Raw genomic sequence first — 17545 nt, 5'->3', positions numbered from 1 at the left:
CCCGCCCAACGGCCTGCGGCCCTGCCGCCGCGCGCAGCGCGGCCGGTCGCAGCCGCGGATTGGGCCGCGTCAGTACTTGCGGGAAAAGGCACGCTCGACCCACGCCTCGATGTCCTCGTGGGAGCTCCCCGGGCCTGGCTCATCCGTGCCCGCGATGCGGCTGCGGATGTCGGCCATCGGCTTCGAGCAGTCGGTGACGCGCGAGACGCGTCCCGCCTCGAGCTCCACCTCGAGGACGTGGGCGTATTTCCACGCCGGGTGGAAGCCCATGTGAACATACAGCTCGAGCAAGAAATCGCGCGCGAGAAGCAGGCCACCGCTGAAGGGGACGTGGAGCCCGATGCCTTCGTAGGCTGCCGTGAATCCGAGGGGCGTCTTCGGCCTCTGTGGCATCTTGTCCAACAGGGGAGGAGCGTCGCCTTCGAGCGCGACGTCCAGGCCGTCGAGGTACAGGGCGTTGTCGCGAAGCTCATAGCGACAGACGAAGCCACGCCAGCACGCGGTGCTCGCCGGGCGAACACGAAGTCCGTGGCTCGCCGGGTCGAACAGCTCCCCGCCGTTCACGCCCGCCAGGCTCCAGTCAGCGCCCGCATAGGCGACGTCGTCCCCGATTTGCGCAGTCATACACCTGCTCCCTCGAACCCTTCTGTCGTGGAGAGCCAGCGTAGCTGACGCTTCCCCCGCCCTGTCAAGGAGACCCACGCGAGAGCACCGCGGCGCTTCCGCTCTCGAACCCCGCGCATCTGTTGCGATCAGCGCAGCGCGTGGGAGCGGGTCATCCGGTTCGCGAACGTCGACAGCGTGGTTGTGCCGATGCCGACGATCACCTCCAGGGCCTGCTCGGCGGTGAAGCCCGCGCGGAGGAAGGCGTCGAGATCGGCGTCCGGCACCTGGCCCCGCTCGCGCAGCGTCGCCTCGGTGAACGCCGCGAGCGCCTGGAGGCGCGCGTCGGGCGCCGGCCTCCGCTCGAACAGCGCCGCGGCGACCTCGGGGGAAGCCCCCGCGCGGAGGAGCAGCCCGCGGTGCATCGTGCGGCAGAGATCACAGCCGTTCTCGCCGGCGACGACCATCACAACGACCTCGCGCTCCACCGGCGAGAGCGTCGCCCCCTCGAAGACCGCGAGGAGCTCATCGAAGGCGCGCACCAGGAGCGGCGAGGTCGCGAAGCGCGCCAAGGGCAGCGGCAGGAAGCCGAACTTCCGCGAGGCCTGCTCCAGCGCGGGGCGGGCCGCCGCGGGCGCCGTGTCGAGCGTGTGCGCAGGAAAGTGAGGGGAAGCAGCGGTCTGGCTCATGCGGGTCTCTCCTGAATTGGTTGTCTATGCAATTAATTGACGATGAAGAAGGCGGCGTGGAGGGCGGGGCGACCTTCAGCCCTCGGGCTCGAGGTTCGCGAGGATGCGCTGCAGCGTGCGCCGGGTCGTGAGCAGATCGTCCTCCGGGATGCCGGCGCGCGACGTGTCCACGAGGGCCTTGGCCTCGCCCGACAGGGCCTTGCGCAGCGCTCGCCCGCGCGCGGTGAGGTAGACGAGCCGGGCGCGCCGGTCCGTCGGGTCGGGCCGGCGCTCGACAAGCACGTCGCGCTCCATGAGCGCGAGGATCCGGCTCATCGTGGGCACGTCCCGGAAGGTGCGCTCGGCCAGGTGCGTCTGCGTGACGCCCTCCTGCTCCCACAGGCGGACGAGGACCATCCATTGCTCGGGCGTGATCTCGACGCCGTGCGCGCGGAAGCGCCGGTACATCTCGGCGCGGGAAGCGAGGTAGACGCGCGCCACCCAGAAGCCGAGCGCGTTGTCGAGGACGATCCCCCCGTCGGCCGTGAACTGGTCGCGCATGACGGCCGATCCTACCGCACAGGATTTGGTTGTCAATGCAATCAATCGTGTGACGTGCCGCACGGCCTCGCCGGGCCCTGTCGAGCGACATGGCTCTCAGGGCGCCGCGAGCTGGGTCTCGATCAGGTGCGCGAGCGCGCTCCGCCGCTCGTACATCGACGCGTGCGAGGGAAAGGATCTCCCGGACTGGGCCAGAGGACGAAGCTCCGCGTAGAGGGCGTCCCTGGCGATCGGCTCGACCTGGAACGCGGAGCTTGTGGCCGGCAACAGGTAGCGCGGCGCCGCGGTCGGCCCCGCATCCCTGGAGACGAGCAGATCGCGCATCACGTCGTCGCGGGTGATGAACTCCGCCCACGCGGCGGCCGCGGCATTGCAGGCGGGGTCGCCGGAGCATCCCTTGCGCCGCACGAAGGCGTCGGTGAACAGGAGGGGCGTGGCGCTGGTGCCGAGCGGGATCGTCGACACACGCAGCCCCTCGACGGGCACGCCCTGCGCCTTCATGAGCGTGACAGTCCGATGCAGGCGCTCGCTGTATCCCCAGTACCCGATCGCGTTGCCCTTCACGAACTCCTCGACCGGACCCTCCAGTGTCTCGTCGTACGTGCCGTCGATGCAAGGGTTCCTGTCACCCTGTCGGCAGAGCGCGGCGAGCTGCTTGAGCGCCGCGGTGCTGCCCGCGTGAAGGGGTGGCTTCACGGCGTTGCTCAGGGTCAGGGGGGTCGTGGCATCGAGCCCGTTGTCGACACGCGCGTCCAGGTAGAGGGCGGGTAGATCCCAGCTGCTCACGAAGTTCCCGAGGAGGGGCTTCCCGCTCTCGCGCGCGGCCTTCACGAGGCCGGCGATGCTGGAAGCGGCGTCGAGCTTCTCGGATCTCGTGACCAGGAAGAACCCGCAGCTGAGGTGGGGTACACCCCACCAGACGGACTTGCCACTCCGGTCGATCTCGGTGCTGGCTGACCTGGCTGCGGCCAGGTAGTCGCGCTCCGGCACGGAAGGCCACGGCTCGAGGACGTCGGCGTCCATCAGATCTCCCAGCACCACGGTGTCGATCTCGACGAGATCGTAGCGACCGGACGCGAGCCATCCGGCGAGGCGCGTCGGATTGTGGTAGCTGTCATCGGACTTGACGAGGCGCAGCTCGAGATCGATCGCCGCATGCTGCGCTTCGAACCCGTCCTCGATCATCGTTCGCAGGGACGCGAAGTCATCGCCCGCGGCGTCGGGGATCCACGGGATGAGGGCCACGCCGAGCTTCGTGCGGCCAGGCTTGCCGGCGGAATCGACCGGCGAGGCTGCCGGAGGCGGTGTGGGGGGTGGGCAGGGCATGCTGGCGGCGGAGGGGCCCGCCGCGCCTCCGCAACTGGCAGCGGAGAGCGCGAGCACTGCGGTCCGCAGACAGGGGCTCGGTCGTCGGCTCATGGTCATGTCGTCCATGGACGAAGGCGCTGGGATGGCCTCGCGTGTGCGGGAGATGAACCCGTTCAGGGTTTACCCTGGGTCGCGCGAAGCTCCCGTACGAGTCGCTCGAGCGTGAACCTCGATTCATGCCACCCCGTGTCGCTCTGGCCGAGCTGGGAGGTTCGGTCCAGGAGCTCGTTCAGCTCGGGCAACAGCGCGGACGCACCCCGTCCAAGGGCGGCGACCGCGCGCAGCCAGCCCTCGAGCGGATAGGGAGCGCGCGGAGCGTCGAGCCGTGGACGCGACGCCGCAAGGACAGGCGCCAGCGGGTGGTCATCGCCGCTGCGCGCGAGCGCCTCCACCGCCAGCCAGCGCACGGTGAAGAGCTCGTCGGAGAGCGCACGACGGAGCGCCGGAGCCTGCTCGGGACACGGCGCAGCGCGCGCGAGCACGCGGGCCGCGGCGATCCGAGCGATGGGCTCCTTGCTCGTGAGGGCGTCGGCGACCGTACTCAGGACAGGCCGCGCAGCCACCCCGGCTCTCTCGAGGGCGACGAGGGCGGCTCGCTGGACGTTTGGATTGGATGCATGTACCCAGCGGGCCGCGCTCTTCACGCCACGCTCGGTCGGGGCGACCGGCGGCAGCCACTTCAGACATGAAACCGCGCGGCCCCACGCCCCGGCGAGCGCGAGCAGGAACCGCTCGGGCTTCGGCTCTTCCCCCGAGAGACGCTCGATCGCCGCGTCGATGCGCGCCCGATCCTGGGCAAGCGCCGTCTTGAAGACGTCCTCCGGATCACCGTGGTGAGGCATTCATCGTCCTCCAGAGAAACCGCGCTCGTCCAACGTCGCTGCCTCGGTGAAGTCGACCTGTCCCACGAGGCGCACCCGCTCGCTACCGCCTGAAGAACGATACCTGCTGGAAGCGCAGGCCGGCCAGGATCTGATCCACCCGTGCGTCGGAGAGCGACCCGATCCGCTCGCCCAGGCGGGCCTTCTCGACCGAGGAGATCTGCGACACGACCACGACGCTCTGCCTGGGAAGGTTGCCCTCGCCCACGTCGAGCAGGACGTTCCCAGGCTCGTTCGCGCGGCCCAGGTTCGACGTCAGCGCGCACACGACCACGGTCGTGATGCGCGAGTGGTTGAAGACGTCGTCCTGGACCACCACATGGGGATGGGAATAGCTCGGGACAGGCCCCCGCGAGTCATCGGGCCCTATCCAGAACACGTCGCCGCGATCGATCCGCGCCGAGCGCGTGCCTGTCGGTTCTCCTGCGCCCTCGTCCATCTTCATGTGCCTCTCGCGTCGGCCCGAAGGATGGTCCGTGGCGCACCTCGGCGCAACCCGCTCGTGCGGCACGACCTTCCCAGCACACCACGGGGTCTGGCAAGGAGGCACAGGCACATCCACCCCCGCCGATCCCTCGGTTTCATCGCCATTGACGCATCCCGGCTCACCCGTGAGCACCCCATACGGCTCATCTTGGCACAATCTGCTCCAGGCTTGCCGGGTCTGCGCGTCTCGCCCAGGACGAACATGCGATTTGCGGCGCAAAAGCGCACTGGCACGCAGGCTGCAAAACCCTGGCACCATGAGAACATCAATTGTCTTGGCGACCCTGGTCATGTCGGCTCTCGTGGGGTGCAGCTCGAACGAGGGAGGCGGCAGCGGCGGCGGTGGCCCCGATCAGGGAGAGGGCGGCTCGGGCCCGGGTGGGGGCGGCGGGGCCGTCGAGTGCTTCGAGAAGAAGGCTGGCTGCGTGCTGCAGTCGGACGCGGCGCGGATCGAGAGCCCGGTCGTCTCGGAGGAGGATCAGGTGTTGCTGACGCGCAACAACGCGAGCTTCGCGCTCGACCTCGGCCGCGTGCTCCCGAGCGCGAGCGGGAACGTCGTCTATTCGCCTTACAGCATCTCGACGGCGCTCGCCATGACGTACGCGGGCGCGCGGACCACCACGGAGCAGGCGATGGCCGCGGCGATGCGGTTCGAGCTCCCGCAGGAGCGGCTGCACCCGGCGTTCAACTACGTGGATCTCGAGCTCCACAGGCGCGCCGAGGGCTCGAGCAACGTCGAGGGAGGCGGCTTCCGGCTCCACACGGCCAACGCCATCTGGTCGCAGATCGACCTCCCGCTCGAACAGCCGTTCTTGAAGGTGCTCGGCGAGAACTACGGGGCGCGCGTGCGGCTCGCCGACTTCGGTGCCCCGGACGAGGCCGAGAGCCTCATCAACGCGTGGGTGAAGGACCAGACGGAGGGCATGATTCCGGAGCTCCTCAAGAAGAACGTGAACTCGGAGACGCTCGTCGTGCTCACCAACGCCATCTACTTCGACGCCGCGTGGCACACGCCGTTCAAAGAGGACGCGACGAAGCCCGGCGCGTTCCAGCGCGGCGACGGCGCGAGCGTCACCGCCCAGATGATGCACGGCTCACAGGAGACGCGCTACGGCGCCGGCGACGGCTGGGAAGCGGTGGAGATCCCTTACGCGGGCACTCCCGTCTCGATGTTCCTCGTCCTGCCTGCCGAGGGGAACGCGGACGCGCTGGCGGAGTCCCTCGACGGCGCGGCGCTCGAGACGATCATCGCCTCGACGCAGACGCGGTCGGTCGACATCACGATGCCGAAGTTCTCGTTTGGCACCGGGGCCTCTCTCAAGAAGGCGCTCACGGATCTCGGAATGGGCGCCGCCTTTGGCCCCAGCGCCGACTTCTCGGGGATCCTCGCGGATGGAGGGCTCCAGATTCAGGACGTCATCCACAAGGCGGTCATCGACGTGGACGAGGCCGGGACCGAGGCCGCGGCGGCGACGGCGGTCCTCATCGGCGCCACGGGCTCGGGCTTCTTCCCCGAGCCCGCGGAGATCGTGCTGGATCGGCCGTTCTTCTTCTTCATCAGCGATCTGCACACGCAGGCGCTCCTCTTCGCTGGGCGCGTCAACGATCCGACGGCGCACTGAGGAGACGTGAGGCAGACGGGACCTGGCCCGCGTGGCACGGGAGCCAGGTCCTTCCAACCGTCGTCGGATCGACTGCCCTCGTGAGCGCCATGGCCTCACGCCACGAGCAAGACCACCACTGCCGTGCCGGGCGGCGGATCTTGTGGTGGTCGTGCCTGTAGGTTAGAGTACCTCCCTCGATGCGCCCCCGTGACGTCGCCACGGCCTCCAGGCGGGATCACCGCTCGGAGAGGCTGCTCCAACGATGGGCTCGGCGCGGCGCGATCACGGCCCGGGGGGCTGGGGGGCGCCTCGGCGCAGCGCCTGCGGGCGTGTGGCGCGCCTGCCGCGCGCTCGCGGCCTCCACGCTCATCGCAGCATCCTCCGGGTGCCAGACGCAACCACCGAACGTGGCGGTGACCGTGCCTTCGCCCTCCCCGTCTCAGACCACTTCATCGCGCCGGGATCGATATGCCCAGGAGCTCCTGCAGGTGATCGGCCAGGCTGCGCCGGAGCAGGTCGGTTACCTGGGCGTGGAGGGCTTCGAGGAGGCCGTCGTCGACGTCGCCGTGTCGTCCGATGAGCGCGACGTGCGGGCGCTCCAGGCCGTCGCCTCGCGCTTCGCGGACGGGCGCAAGGGAGAGCCCGACGCGGACGCCCGCACCGATCTGCTGATCCTCGAGGACGCCGCGAGGAGGATGGCCGAGCGGACCCGGCTCTCCACCCGCGTCATGGTGCGGGTGACCGATGTCGGCCAGACCCTCTACCAGGGGCTCGCCCCCCTGCTCGGCGCAGAGGCCCCGCCGGGGCACCGGGCGATCGGTGAGCGCCGCGCGCGGCGGTACCTCGGCGACGGCGCCGTGCCCCTGGTGGACGCGGCGATCGCCCGGATCCGCGAGGACGTCTCCGCGCGCAAGCTGCCGCCGACCCAGCCCGAAGTGCAGCAGCTCCTCGTGAACATCCCCTCGCTCCGCGACGCGATCGTGGCGCTCGCCGGCGAGGCGCGGCTGCCGCAGGCCGAGGCGCTCGGGGCGGCGCTCGACCGCTGGCGGCGCTTCGTCGAGACGGAGCTCCTGCCCACGGCGCGCGACGACTTCCGGCTGCCGCCCGAGCTCTACGCGATGAACCTGCGCGACGCCGGCGTCGACGATGCGCCCGCCGCGCTCGCCGCGCGCGCCCGCGCGGCCTACGACGAGACGATGACGGCCTGGCGCGCGCTCGCGGGCGAGATCGCCGCCGAGCGCCGGCTCGCCGACAGCGACCCGGCGCGCGTGCTCGCGGCGCTCAAGCGCGATCAGCGGACAGGCACCGATCTCCAGGCGCTGTTCGGGCGGCGGATCGCCGAGATCGAGCAGGTGATCCGGAGGGAGCATCTGATGACGCTGCCCGGCCGCCCGCTCCTGTTCCGCGCGGCGACCCCGGCCGAGATCGCGCTCAACCCCTCGCCGACGATCGACACGCAGGGCTTCCTGAAGGGCGAGCGGGACATCGCGGTGCTGATGCCGGGCGCGCCCGCGCCGGGCGCGCCGCCTTATGACGACTTCACCTACGAGGCCGCCGTGTGGCCGCTCCTCGTGCACGAGGGGCGCCCCGGACACGAGATGCAGTTCACGACGGCGATCGCGCGGGGGATGTCGCCGGCGCGCACGCTGTTCGCGTTCAACGCCGCGAACCTCGAGGGCTGGGCGCTCTACTGCGAGGACCTCATGCGGCCGTTCATGCCGAAGGAGAGCCGCTTCGTCGCGCTGCACTACCTCCTCGTGCGGCAGGCGAGGGCGTTCCTCGATCCCTGGCTGCAATCAGGGCGCGTGTCGGTCGGCGAGGCGCGCGACGTGCTCCACGCCCAGCTCGGCACCTCGGAGGCGCTCACGGACGCCGAGATCCAGCGCTACACGTTCCGGTCGCCCGGCCAGGCGACGGCGTACTTCTTCGGCCTCGAGAAGTTCAGGCAGCTCCGGAGCGAGGTCGAGCGCGCGCTCGGGTCGCGCTTCGACCAGGCCCGCTTCCATGACGCCATCCTGCACCAGGGCTTCGTCCCCCTGCCGATCGTGGCGGAGGGGGTGAAGCGAGAGCTGAGCGCCGCGCCCTAGCAGGCCCCGGAGAGCGCCCCGGGAGAGCTCAGGCCGCGGTGCTCGCCTCCAGCTCCTGGAAGCTCGGGACCTGGGTCGCCCCGAAGTTCTCCCGCGCTTGCTCGGGGGTCTTGATGCCGACGATGGTCGTGCTGATCGCCGGCTCATCCAGGACGAACCGCAGGGCGGCCTGGCTCAAGCTCACGCTGGGCCGCTCGAGCCGCCGCAGGGCGTTCGCGAGGGCCACGAAGAGCCGCCGGCGCCCCATCGGCCAGTGCCCGCGGTTGTCGCCGGCGCCGTACTGCGTGTCGAGGTCGTGCCGCCCGGAGAGGAAGCCTGCGGCCAGCGGCTCACGCGCGATGAGGCCCACCCCGCGTTGAACGGCCCGATCGAAGATGACCGCGAGAGACGACTCCGGCTCGAGGAGCCCAAACAGGTTGTAGACCAGCTGGAGCGCCTCGGCCCGCTGCCCCTCGATGCACGCCTCACCTTCCTCCGCGGTGTGTATCGAGACGCCGTAGTGCCGGATCTTGCCGCTCCGCTTCACCTCGTCCAGCGCGTCGAACACCTCCCCGGACCGGATCAGCTCCACCGGCGGGTTGTGCAGCTGGTAGAGGTCGAGGGTATCACGGCCGAGCCTGCGGAGGCTGCCGTCGATGGCGGTGACGATGTGCTCCCGCGAGAAATCGAGCACGGTGCGCCCCGTGCTGAAGTTCCCGCCGACCTTGCTCGCGATCACGACGTCGTTCGTCCTCCTCGCCTCGCGGAGCGCGCGCCCCAGCACCTCCTCGCTGTGGCCGTACCCGTAGACATCGGCGGTGTCGAAGAAGGTGCACCCCAGGTCGAGCGCCGTGTGGACGGCGGCGATCGAGGTGGCGTCATCGGTGGGTCCGTAGCTGTTTCCTGTCCTGTGTCCGCCGATGGCGAAGGCCCCGAAGCCCAGCTCGGATACGAACAGATCGGTCGTGCCCAGTCGCTTGATCTTCATTTGCGTATCCTCCTGCGGTCGCTACCAGTTGGGGTTCGACGGGAGCGCCAGGCTGAAGTACTTGTCGTCCTCGCCGAGCATCAGCCGCGCGCGGCAGAACTCGTCCATGGCCTCGCGGACCTCGTCGGCGGAGTACGCGTGCTCCGCCGACAGAGCACGCAGCTGCTCGGCCACCTGGGCCGGCGTCCGGATCGTCTCGGTGCACAGCTCGTAGATGGCGGCGTTGGCGCCGCTCACGCTGTACGTCTTCTGGTGCTCGGGGCCCCGGTTGACGTCGATGAGGATGCCGCTCGTCGTCCGGCGGTACGTCAGCGTGTGCTTCGCGTCGGAGCGCCACGTCTCCCGCCATTGCTCGACATGCGCGTGCGTCGCCGCGTGCGCGGCGGACGCCACCGTGTCACCCATCTCGTAATCGAAGAAGTACGCGGCCTTCATCAGGTCGACGTGCGGCGGATACACGTGGCTGTAGCTGGCCTCCGGGCGCATGTTGCTCACGGGGAAGCTCTTGTCTGTGAAGTGCGGAGAGAAGCGCTCGAGCCAGATCCGGCCGCTGCCCACCGGCGGCTCGAGGTGCGTGATGCACTGCAGCACCTCGAGCTCGCGCTCGTAGTCTTCGACCGCCTCGCCCGGGAAGCCCCAGATCAGGTTCCAGTTCACGCCGATGCCGTAGTACATGCACCACTTCAGGCAGCGCACGTTCTGGAGCATCGTGCAGCCCTTGCGCATGAGTTCGAGGATGTGGCTGCTCATGCTCTCGATGCCGGGCTGGACGCGCCGGATGCCGCCGCGGTAGAGCGCCCGTATCTGCTCGCGGGTGAGGTTCGCCTTGACCTCGTAGAAGAAGCAGTAATCCACCTTGGCGCGCTCGATCTCGCCGAAGAAATCCTTGACGTATTTCTGGTCCAGGATGTTGTCGACCGCCATGAACGAGCAGATGCGGTGCTTGCGCGCGAGCACGGAGAGCTCCTCCAGGACGCGCGCCGGGCGCTTGGCCCTGTACGCCATGCCCTGCCCGTTCAGCCCACAGAACGTGCAATGGTGCTTCTGGCCCCACCAGCACCCCCGGGAGCTCTCGTAGGGCAGCGTCCACGTCGACCTGTAGTACGGCGACAAACCGAGACGGACGGCGTGCTCGAAATAGGTATCGTAGACGGGTACGGGCAGCTGATCCAGGTCGTGGACCGGCGGCGCCTGGCCTCCGTCCACGAGCCCGAGCCGGGTGCGCGCGATGACGCCGGGGAACCGGAGGTGGGTCTCCTTCCGCGAGAGGGCGAGCAGCAGCTTGGGGAACACCTCGTCGGCTTCGCCCGAGACCACATAGTCGATGCAAGGGAAGGCGCGCGCGTACTCCCGCCCCATCTCGCCTTCCATGTTTGCGCCCCCGAAGACGATGTGGACCTGGGGGTGACGTTCCTTGATGCGGCGCGCGAGCGCGAGCGACGCGACGTTCTGCTGGAACAGGGAGCTGAAGCCGACGATGCGGTACGAGCCCCAATCCACCGCGTCGAGGCAGCGATCGATGAACGCGGGCAGGATCTGCCAGCGCAGCTCCGCGAAGTACGCCCGGCCCTTGCCCAGGGTCTCGACCCACGAGACCTCGCCAGGGAACGCCTCGAGATAGCTCTCCTCGTCGCCCGGCGCGGATTCCCCGAACGCGGCGCGCGCGAAGAGCCACTCGCCGGTCATGTACGAGCGCCGCTCGCAGAGCTGCTCGTAGATCGGCGGGGTGAGCTCGGCCGCGAGGTCCAGGTTGAAATGGTAGAGATCGGCCGTGAACCCGGCCGATCGGGCGATCGCGCCGATGAGCCCGAGCTGGATGGACGGCCGGTCCGCCGACGCGAACGGCATGCATACCAGGGCCACGCGGAAATCGGCCACGTCGCGCGACGGAGCGACGGGCATGTGAGGTTCTCGCACCAGGGGCAGCGACGTCATGCTCGGACCTCCTCGCTAGGCGTGTAGAACGTGGTAGAGCGGCTCCCACAGCGCTCGCCCGAGCGGCGTGAGCGATCGGGCGTTCTTGAGCGGATCCTCGATGGCGCGGAGCTGCTTCGTCAGCGTCTCCTCCCGGCTCGCGAACGCCTCCGAGGTGATGACCCTCTCCGGCACGAGGCCCCGCTCGCGGGCGGTCCGGTAGAACATGAGGACGTTGGCGAAGGCGTGGTACGCCACGACGATGAAGAAGATCGGGCGCTCCTTGTTGCGGAACGGAGAGAAATAGAGGCTCTGGTCGGTCCCGTCGTCGAGGGGACCCAGCCGGGTGATGATGTGCAGATACTGGTGCGTGGCCTCGTGCACCAGCATCTCTGCGAGCGGCCACCGGAAGGGCTGGTCAGAGACGCAGACGACCCCCGGCGAGAACCGCTCGCTGCCGCTGTTGAACGTGGACGGCCTCGCCCGCAGCGGGATGAGGTCCCGCAGCACCCGGTCGACCCACGTCGCGTAGAAGTCGGCCGTCTCTCGGATCAAGTCCACCGCGGCGTCGCAGGTGGCACGCCACGCGTCCGCCGTGCTCACCTCGGCGCGATCGAACTGGTATGCGTCGGCCTGCAGGAGGCGCTCCGCGCCGGACGGCGACAGGGACTGCGCCGTCGACAACGTGAACCGGAAGTCCGGCCGCTGGCACGTGGCGAGGACGTCGACGTCGTCCCCGTCCACGAGCGCCCAGCCGCGCTCGCCGTCGCGTAGAAACGCGGCCGAGCGCCACTCGCCGGCGGCTCGGGTCCGGACGGCGGCATTCTCGGCCGCCGCCGAGACCTGGATGGCCTCGGCCGCCGGCAGCAGCCACCGGCCGAACCGGAGGCGGGCCGGGGCGGGGAGCTCGGCCTCCCACGCGCCCGCGTGGCCGCGCTCGTTCATGCGCAGCGCGAGCGCGCTGGCGCACCGGACCACATCGTCGGCGTGCGAGAGCAGGAGCGCGTGCGCATCACCGAACGCGAGGTTCCAGACCGTGTCGAACCGCTCGTCCTCGCGCGTCAGCCACGCTGTCAGGACCGTCGAGAGCCCCGTGGCATGGCGGTCGAGGTGAGCGCGGTGCCGCTCGAGATACGTCTCCACGACCTGCCGCGCATGACCGACGGCCACGACGTCGAGCACGTCGTCGCCGAGTCCAACCTGGGGACATGAAAAGCCAGAAAAATCCAGTGCTTCACTCATCGCTGGGCCTCCGCTTCTCGCCACCACGCCGTGGTCGGCGTCGCGAGTTGCACAACATCCAGGCGAGTCGTCACGCGCGGCCGGGTCGGGGGGCATGCCGCACGGGCAGCGGATGCCGCCCCGTGCGCGCATGCGGTCGACCGCGCCGTGGCGCTGGGCGGCGGGGATGGCGTTCGGCTCGCGATGCGGTCTACTGGCCATTCCACGGTGTCGCCCTGCGTCGGTGTGACGAATGGTTGCGCGGGTGGGTTCACCGCCCGGGCAAGGCAGCTATCGCGGTCTAGAAGCTGATGCTCTGACCGATGGAGCTGCTGATCGCGACCTTGTCGCCGGGCTTCAGCCCGAGCGTCTCACCGCTCGCGGCGAGCTCGGCGTTGAGCGCGTTTTTCAGCTGGGACCGGAGCCGCAGCTTGGAGTCGTCCGACAGCGCCGCCCCGGCGCTGGTGACGAGGGTCTGCCCCCTGACAGTCTGAAGCTTGAGATCCTTGGGATCGGCCATTGTGCACCTGTCCTTCTTTGAATCACGTTCCGCTAGCCCGTGTGGGCGTAGCGATGGTGAAGGTACTAAGTCCCAGGAAGATGTGTCAATCGTGCGAGCCTGTCGGATATCACGGGTTCTGGTGGTGCGTTCGTGTGGTGTGCTGAGGTTCGATTTCGATTTCTGTCGGGTGCTCACGCTCCTCGGCGGATAGATCAGGGGGAGCGATTAAAGAATTTATTGAATTTTTCATTCGGTCGACACGTGCACGCAGAGTGTCGGCCGTATCGTCCGGCGTGAGCGGGTCGATGAACAATCGGGCGCGGGGACGCGAAACCAGGGAGCGATTGCGCCGCACGCAGAGCCGCTCGCTGAGCTCGGGCAGGCCAAGCAAGACGAGCGAAAGCGGCGCGCGGCTATCCCCAGGCGTAGTTCGGTGGGCGACCGGCGCCGCGCCCGGCTTGCGCCAAGAGGAGAGCGCGCCGCGCCTACTCCCTCGTGAAGGCCGAGAGGCGGCGCAGCAGCCCCGAGAGCTGCGGAACCATGTCGCGGTAGATCCCCAGCAGCGCCGCGTAGCGCTCCCGGCGCGCGGCATCGGGATGGAACGTCGCCGTGGCGGTCCCGCGCATCGCCCTCGCGGCCGCCTCGATGCTCCCGGCCAGCCCGGCGCCGGCGGCCGCGCACATGGCGGCGCCCAGGCAGGCCGCCTCGACCGTCTCGGACCGCTCGATGGCGACGCCCGTCGCATCGGCCATCACGGCGCACCAGAGGTCGCTCGCGGCCACGCCGCCGACCGCGGCGAACTCGGCAACCTCGATCCCCGCCGCGCCCCGCATCAGGTCCAGCACCAGCGCCTGCTCCAGCGCCACGCCCTCGATCAGGGCGCGGTAGACGTGGCCGCGCCCGTGCGCGTCCGACAGGCCCAGGATCGCGCCGCGGATGTCGGGATCCCAGTGGGGGTTCATGGCGCCCTCCCAGTAGGGCAAGAGCAGCAGGCCGCCGCTGCCGGGTGGGAGCGACGCCGCCTCGGCTTCGAGCGCGGCCATCGCGGCCCCGTCGCGCGGATCGACGCCCAGCTGGCGGCGTAGGTACCAGTCCGAGAGCAGCGCGCCGCTGCGCAGGCTGCTCTCCAGCACGTAGCCGCGGCCGGAGGCGCTGGTCATGGTCCGCCACGCCGGGTCCTGCCGCGGCTCGGGGCTCCAGACCCCGAAGACAACCGCCGTGCCCAGGTTCAGGTAGGCGCGCCGCGGGTCCAGGGCGTCGACGCCGAGCCCGGCCATCTGGCCGTCGCCGCCGCCGGCCAGCACCGGCGTGCCCTCGCGCAGGCCGGTGGCCGCCGCTGCGGCCGCCGACACCGCCCCGAGCGGCGCGCCGGGAGGGAGCGCCTCCGGCAGCCGGTCGGGCGTGATGCCGGCGGCGGCGCAGAGCTCCTCGGACCAGCGGTGCGCGCCGATGTCGAAGAGCGCGAGCGGGTCGGCGCTCGCCCAGCTGGTGCGGGCGCGCCCGGTCAGCGCATGCACGAGGTACGCCTGCACGTCGCAGAAGAGGGCCGTGCGGCGGTGGGTGTCCTGCTCCTCGCTGGCCAGCCAGGCGATCTTGGGCAGCGCCGGGCCGAAGTCCGCGGCCTTGCCGGACAGCGCCCGCAGGCGGTCTCGCCCGATGCGGTCGATCACGGCGCCGAGGTGGCCGCGCGCGCGGCCGTCCAGCCAGAGCATGGCGGGACGGAGCGGCTCGCCGTCGGGACCGAGGCAGGCGAAGGTCTCGCGCTGGTGCGCGATCGCGAGGCCCGCGATGCGGCCCGGGTCCACCGCGGCGGTGACGCCGGCGACCGCCTGGCACAGGGCAGCCCACCAGTCCCGGGGATCCTGCTCGAACCGGTCAGGAGCCGGCCGGGCCAGCGAGAGCGGCGCCCGGCCGGCGGCGTGCAAGCGCCCCTGGACGTCGAAGGCCGCCGCCTTGGCCGCGGTGGTGCTCAGGTCGATGCCGAGGACGAGGTCGGCCGGCATGGCGCCTTCAGCGACCCGGAACGCAGGATTGACAAGCGATCACGGGCGCAGACTACAGTAGGGAATCGCGCCGGCACAATCGTCCAGCGCGGCGCCGCCGGGGAGCCGGCGGAGCCTTGAAAGGGAGACTGGAACAGTGCGCGCAACGTTCATTCACGGCATCCGCGATGTCCGGCTCGGCGAGGTCGAACCTCCGCGGCCTCGCGAGGGCATGGTGACGATCCAGGTCGCGGGCTGCGGGATCTGCGGCAGCGATCTCCACTATTACCTGGAGGGCGGGATCGGCGCGGCGCAGGTCCGGGACCCGTTCGTGCCAGGGCACGAGTTCGCCGGCTGGGTCGTCGACGACCACCCGGCGCTCGGCCTGTCGAGGGGGCAGCTGGTCGCCGTCGACCCCGCGCACGCCTGCGGCCGCTGCGAGTGGTGCCACCGCGGCCACGTGAACCTGTGCCCGCACGTGGAGTTCCTTGGCGCGCCGCCGCTCCACGGCGGCATGGCGGAGCGGCTGGCGGTGCGCCCCGACCAGGTCGTGCCGGTCCCCCGCGGCTTCTCGGTGCGAAAGGCCGTGATGCTGGAGCCGCTGGGCGTCGCCGTCCACGCGATCGACCTGGCGCGGCCCCACCTGCAGGAGACGGTGGTGGTGCTCGGGTGCGGGCCGATCGGCCTGTGCCTGGTCCAGCTCGCGCGCCTGGCCGGCGTCGCGCGCGTCTTCGCGGTCGACCCCGTCGCGTACCGGGCCGAGGCCGCGCGCCGGCTGGGCGCGCACGACGTGGCGCCGAGCTTCGCGGCCGTCGCGGAGTGGACGGGCGGCCGGGGCGTCGACCTCGTGCTCGAGGCGACGAACTCGCCCGAGGGCTTCCACCACGCGGCCGAGGCCGCGCGCATCGGCGGTCGGATCCTGCTGGCGGGCATCCCCGACGGCGACCGCTACGCGCTGCCGGCGGCGCTGTGCCGCCGCAAGGGGCTGAAGGTCAAGTTCTCCCGGCGCATGGGGCACGTGTACCCGCGGGCGATCCGCCTGGTCGCCGAGGGGGCGGTGGACGTCGAGTCCATCGTCACCCACCGGTTCGACCTGTCCGAGGCCGAGAAGGGCTTCCGCCTGCAGGCCGATTGCCAGGACGGGGCGCTGAAGTCGATCATCGTTCCGGACGAAGGCGACACGCCGTTCTGATCGGGGTCGTCGCGCGGGATCTCCAGGCGAGGCAGCGCGGCTGTCATTTTTCCTTCGCCCCATGTCACACGAGCTAGACCCGCTTCGTCATCGAGGGCGAGCGCGGGGTCACAGGAGCAAGGCGCCGGTCGCTCGCGTGACGGACAAGGGAGAAAGACATGAAGATCGTGGTTATCGGTGGAACCGGCCTGATCGGGACGAAGCTCGTACGCAGGCTCCGCCAGCAGGGCCATGAGGTCGTCGCGGCGTCGCCCTCCACGGGCGTCAACAGCCTCACGGGCGAGGGGCTCGCCGGAGCGCTCGCAGGAGCCGAGGTCGTTGTCGACGTGGCGAACTCGCCGTCGTTCGAGGACAAGGCGGTCCTCGACTTCTTCGAGACCTCGGGCCGCAACCTGCTCGCCGCCGAGGCCGCCGCGGGCGTCAAACACCATGTGGCGCTCTCGGTGGTCGGCACCGATCGAATGCTCGGCAGCGGCTATTTTCGCGCGAAGATGGCGCAGGAGGCGCTGATCGAGGCCTCCGGGATCCCCTACACCCTCCTGCGGGCCACGCAGTTCTTCGAGTTCATGGACGGCATCGCGCGCTCCAGCGCGGACGCTGAGCGGGTCCGCCTCTCGTCGGCGCAGCTGCAGCCGATCGCGTCCGAGGACGTCGCCGAGGCCCTGGCCGACGTCACGCTCGGGCCGCCCGTAAACGGTATGCTCGAGGTGGCCGGCCCCGAGAGGCGCCCGCTCGCCGAGTTCGTCGGCAAGTACCTGAGCGCCAAGAAGGACCGCCGCGAGGTGATCGCCGACGCGGAGGCGCCCTATTTTGGTCTCCGGATCGACGATCGGTCGCTCACCCCGGGCGATGGAGCGCGCGTCATGCCGACGCGCTTCGACGACTGGCTCGCCCTGTCGCTGGCTGGCGCGGCGTGAGGCATCCGGTGGGACGCTCAAAGCCAGCTATCGATCGTATCCCTGCGGGGCGTGATCAGCGCCGTCCGAGCGGCTTCACGACCAGCGCCCCGGTCTTGACATAGCGCTCGTAGACGACACGCAGCTCCGCGTCGTTGAGCCCCTGCTCATCGTCGATGACGTAGACCCCGCGCTGCGGGTCGCGGTAAACGTTCGCCTGGAACTCCTCCCAGCTCATGATCTCGTCCCCGTTCGGTGTGGACTCGTCACCCTCGGAGGAAGAGGAGGGCTCCGTGCCGCCGCAACCGGCGAGCGCGAGCGCCACCACGGGCACGCAGAGAAACACAGACAGGGAGCTCCCGACGCGGCTCCTGGACAGACGTCTCGAAGACGATCCTTGATTCATTGAAATACCTTTCACGGTAAGGTCACACGTTGTTTGCAGCCAAGAGAATCCTGCCGGCGGCGATTCGACATTCAGCGCCGACAGCATCTGGCATATTTACACAGGAATCGAGGGACATGGAAGTCCCATGCGGGAGTAGCAGGGCATTTTCATCGCCGCATCGCCGCATCGCCGCATCGCCGCATCGCCGCATTGCCACCAGCGGGT

General features: G+C 70.1%; 16 protein-coding genes. 4 read left to right on the top strand and 12 right to left on the bottom strand.

Annotated features, from left to right (window positions below):
• Positions 1–69: 69 nt before the first annotated feature.
• The 6 genes from WMF46_RS28890 to WMF46_RS28865 all read right to left on the bottom strand — a co-directional run bounded on the left by WMF46_RS28890 (position 70) and on the right by WMF46_RS28865 (position 4520).
• A complete protein-coding gene (locus WMF46_RS28890; protein WP_437980151.1) occupies positions 70–624 on the bottom strand; it encodes a hypothetical protein in 555 nt (184 codons plus the stop codon).
• 128 nt (positions 625–752) lie between these two features.
• Positions 753–1292, bottom strand: coding sequence for a carboxymuconolactone decarboxylase family protein (locus WMF46_RS28885; RefSeq protein WP_437973201.1), 540 nt, complete (start codon positions 1290–1292; stop codon positions 753–755).
• Positions 1293–1367: 75 nt separating this feature from the next.
• Complete coding sequence (locus WMF46_RS28880; RefSeq protein ID WP_437980150.1) at positions 1368–1832, bottom strand: MarR family winged helix-turn-helix transcriptional regulator; 465 nt, start codon at positions 1830–1832, stop codon at positions 1368–1370.
• A gap of 96 nt (positions 1833–1928) precedes the next feature.
• Positions 1929–3077: a hypothetical protein gene (locus WMF46_RS28875; protein WP_437980149.1), complete on the bottom strand. Its 1149-nt coding sequence runs from the start codon at positions 3075–3077 to the stop codon at positions 1929–1931.
• A gap of 236 nt (positions 3078–3313) precedes the next feature.
• Positions 3314–4042 (bottom strand): HEAT repeat domain-containing protein, encoded by a 729-nt coding sequence (locus WMF46_RS28870; RefSeq protein ID WP_437980148.1) that lies wholly within the window; start codon positions 4040–4042, stop codon positions 3314–3316.
• Between the two features lie 82 nt (positions 4043–4124).
• Positions 4125–4520, bottom strand: a complete 396-nt coding sequence (locus WMF46_RS28865) for a type II toxin-antitoxin system PemK/MazF family toxin (RefSeq protein ID WP_437555523.1) — start codon at positions 4518–4520, stop codon at positions 4125–4127.
• Positions 4521–4857: 337 nt separating this feature from the next.
• Here WMF46_RS28865 and WMF46_RS28860 point away from each other — a divergent pair, with 337 nt between their 5' ends.
• Positions 4858–6189 (top strand): serpin family protein, encoded by a 1332-nt coding sequence (locus WMF46_RS28860; protein ID WP_437980147.1) that lies wholly within the window; start codon positions 4858–4860, stop codon positions 6187–6189.
• Between the two features lie 470 nt (positions 6190–6659).
• Positions 6660–8258 carry a DUF885 domain-containing protein gene (locus tag WMF46_RS28855; protein WP_437980146.1) on the top strand — a complete coding sequence of 533 codons (1599 nt, stop codon included), beginning with the start codon at positions 6660–6662 and terminating at the stop codon, positions 8256–8258.
• Between the two features lie 28 nt (positions 8259–8286).
• On the opposite strand, the gene WMF46_RS28850 is transcribed toward WMF46_RS28855, so the two are convergent.
• From WMF46_RS28850 to WMF46_RS28830, 5 genes are all read right to left on the bottom strand, one after another.
• Positions 8287–9225, bottom strand: a complete 939-nt coding sequence (locus WMF46_RS28850; protein WP_437980145.1) for an aldo/keto reductase — start codon at positions 9223–9225, stop codon at positions 8287–8289.
• 21 nt (positions 9226–9246) lie between these two features.
• Positions 9247–11160: a RiPP maturation radical SAM C-methyltransferase gene (locus WMF46_RS28845; protein ID WP_437980144.1), complete on the bottom strand. Its 1914-nt coding sequence runs from the start codon at positions 11158–11160 to the stop codon at positions 9247–9249.
• 15 nt (positions 11161–11175) lie between these two features.
• The gene (locus WMF46_RS28840; RefSeq protein WP_437980143.1) at positions 11176–12381 is read right to left on the bottom strand and encodes an aKG-HExxH-type peptide beta-hydroxylase; all 1206 of its coding nucleotides are present in this window, start codon (positions 12379–12381) and stop codon (positions 11176–11178) included.
• A gap of 280 nt (positions 12382–12661) precedes the next feature.
• A complete protein-coding gene (locus WMF46_RS28835) occupies positions 12662–12880 on the bottom strand; it encodes a hypothetical protein (protein ID WP_437542242.1) in 219 nt (72 codons plus the stop codon).
• 467 nt (positions 12881–13347) lie between these two features.
• Complete coding sequence (locus WMF46_RS28830; RefSeq protein ID WP_437980142.1) at positions 13348–14865, bottom strand: xylulokinase; 1518 nt, start codon at positions 14863–14865, stop codon at positions 13348–13350.
• A 136-nt stretch (positions 14866–15001) separates the two neighbouring features.
• Between WMF46_RS28830 and WMF46_RS28825 the strand changes: the two genes are divergently transcribed.
• Both WMF46_RS28825 and WMF46_RS28820 read left to right on the top strand, forming a co-directional pair.
• A complete protein-coding gene (locus WMF46_RS28825; protein ID WP_437980141.1) occupies positions 15002–16036 on the top strand; it encodes a zinc-dependent alcohol dehydrogenase in 1035 nt (344 codons plus the stop codon).
• Positions 16037–16194: 158 nt separating this feature from the next.
• Positions 16195–16953, top strand: coding sequence for an SDR family oxidoreductase (locus tag WMF46_RS28820; RefSeq protein ID WP_437980140.1), 759 nt, complete (start codon positions 16195–16197; stop codon positions 16951–16953).
• A gap of 55 nt (positions 16954–17008) precedes the next feature.
• On the opposite strand, the gene WMF46_RS28815 is transcribed toward WMF46_RS28820, so the two are convergent.
• Complete coding sequence (locus WMF46_RS28815) at positions 17009–17266, bottom strand: hypothetical protein (protein ID WP_437980139.1); 258 nt, start codon at positions 17264–17266, stop codon at positions 17009–17011.
• Positions 17267–17545: the final 279 nt, after the last annotated feature.

This window comes from Sorangium sp. So ce117, from assembly GCF_051524395.1.
Lineage (GTDB): Bacteria > Myxococcota_A > Polyangia > Polyangiales > Polyangiaceae > Sorangium > Sorangium cellulosum_B.
The sequence above is the reverse complement of the archived record's forward strand: the minus strand, read 5'-3'. Positions and strand labels throughout refer to the sequence as shown.

Coding starts and splice junctions, on each gene's coding strand:
- WMF46_RS28850 (WP_437980145.1), bottom strand. CDS start 9,225: ATGAAGATCAAGCGACTGGGCACGACCGATCTGTTCGTATCCGAGCTG.
- WMF46_RS28880 (WP_437980150.1), bottom strand. CDS start 1,832: ATGCGCGACCAGTTCACGGCCGACGGGGGGATCGTCCTCGACAACGCG.
- WMF46_RS28860 (WP_437980147.1), top strand. CDS start 4,858: ATGTCGGCTCTCGTGGGGTGCAGCTCGAACGAGGGAGGCGGCAGCGGC.
- WMF46_RS28835 (WP_437542242.1), bottom strand. CDS start 12,880: ATGGCCGATCCCAAGGATCTCAAGCTTCAGACTGTCAGGGGGCAGACC.
- WMF46_RS28890 (WP_437980151.1), bottom strand. CDS start 624: ATGACTGCGCAAATCGGGGACGACGTCGCCTATGCGGGCGCTGACTGG.
- WMF46_RS28885 (WP_437973201.1), bottom strand. CDS start 1,292: ATGAGCCAGACCGCTGCTTCCCCTCACTTTCCTGCGCACACGCTCGAC.
- WMF46_RS28845 (WP_437980144.1), bottom strand. CDS start 11,160: ATGACGTCGCTGCCCCTGGTGCGAGAACCTCACATGCCCGTCGCTCCG.
- WMF46_RS28820 (WP_437980140.1), top strand. CDS start 16,195: ATGAAGATCGTGGTTATCGGTGGAACCGGCCTGATCGGGACGAAGCTC.
- WMF46_RS28830 (WP_437980142.1), bottom strand. CDS start 14,865: ATGCCGGCCGACCTCGTCCTCGGCATCGACCTGAGCACCACCGCGGCC.
- WMF46_RS28870 (WP_437980148.1), bottom strand. CDS start 4,042: ATGCCTCACCACGGTGATCCGGAGGACGTCTTCAAGACGGCGCTTGCC.
- WMF46_RS28840 (WP_437980143.1), bottom strand. CDS start 12,381: ATGAGTGAAGCACTGGATTTTTCTGGCTTTTCATGTCCCCAGGTTGGA.
- WMF46_RS28865 (WP_437555523.1), bottom strand. CDS start 4,520: ATGGACGAGGGCGCAGGAGAACCGACAGGCACGCGCTCGGCGCGGATC.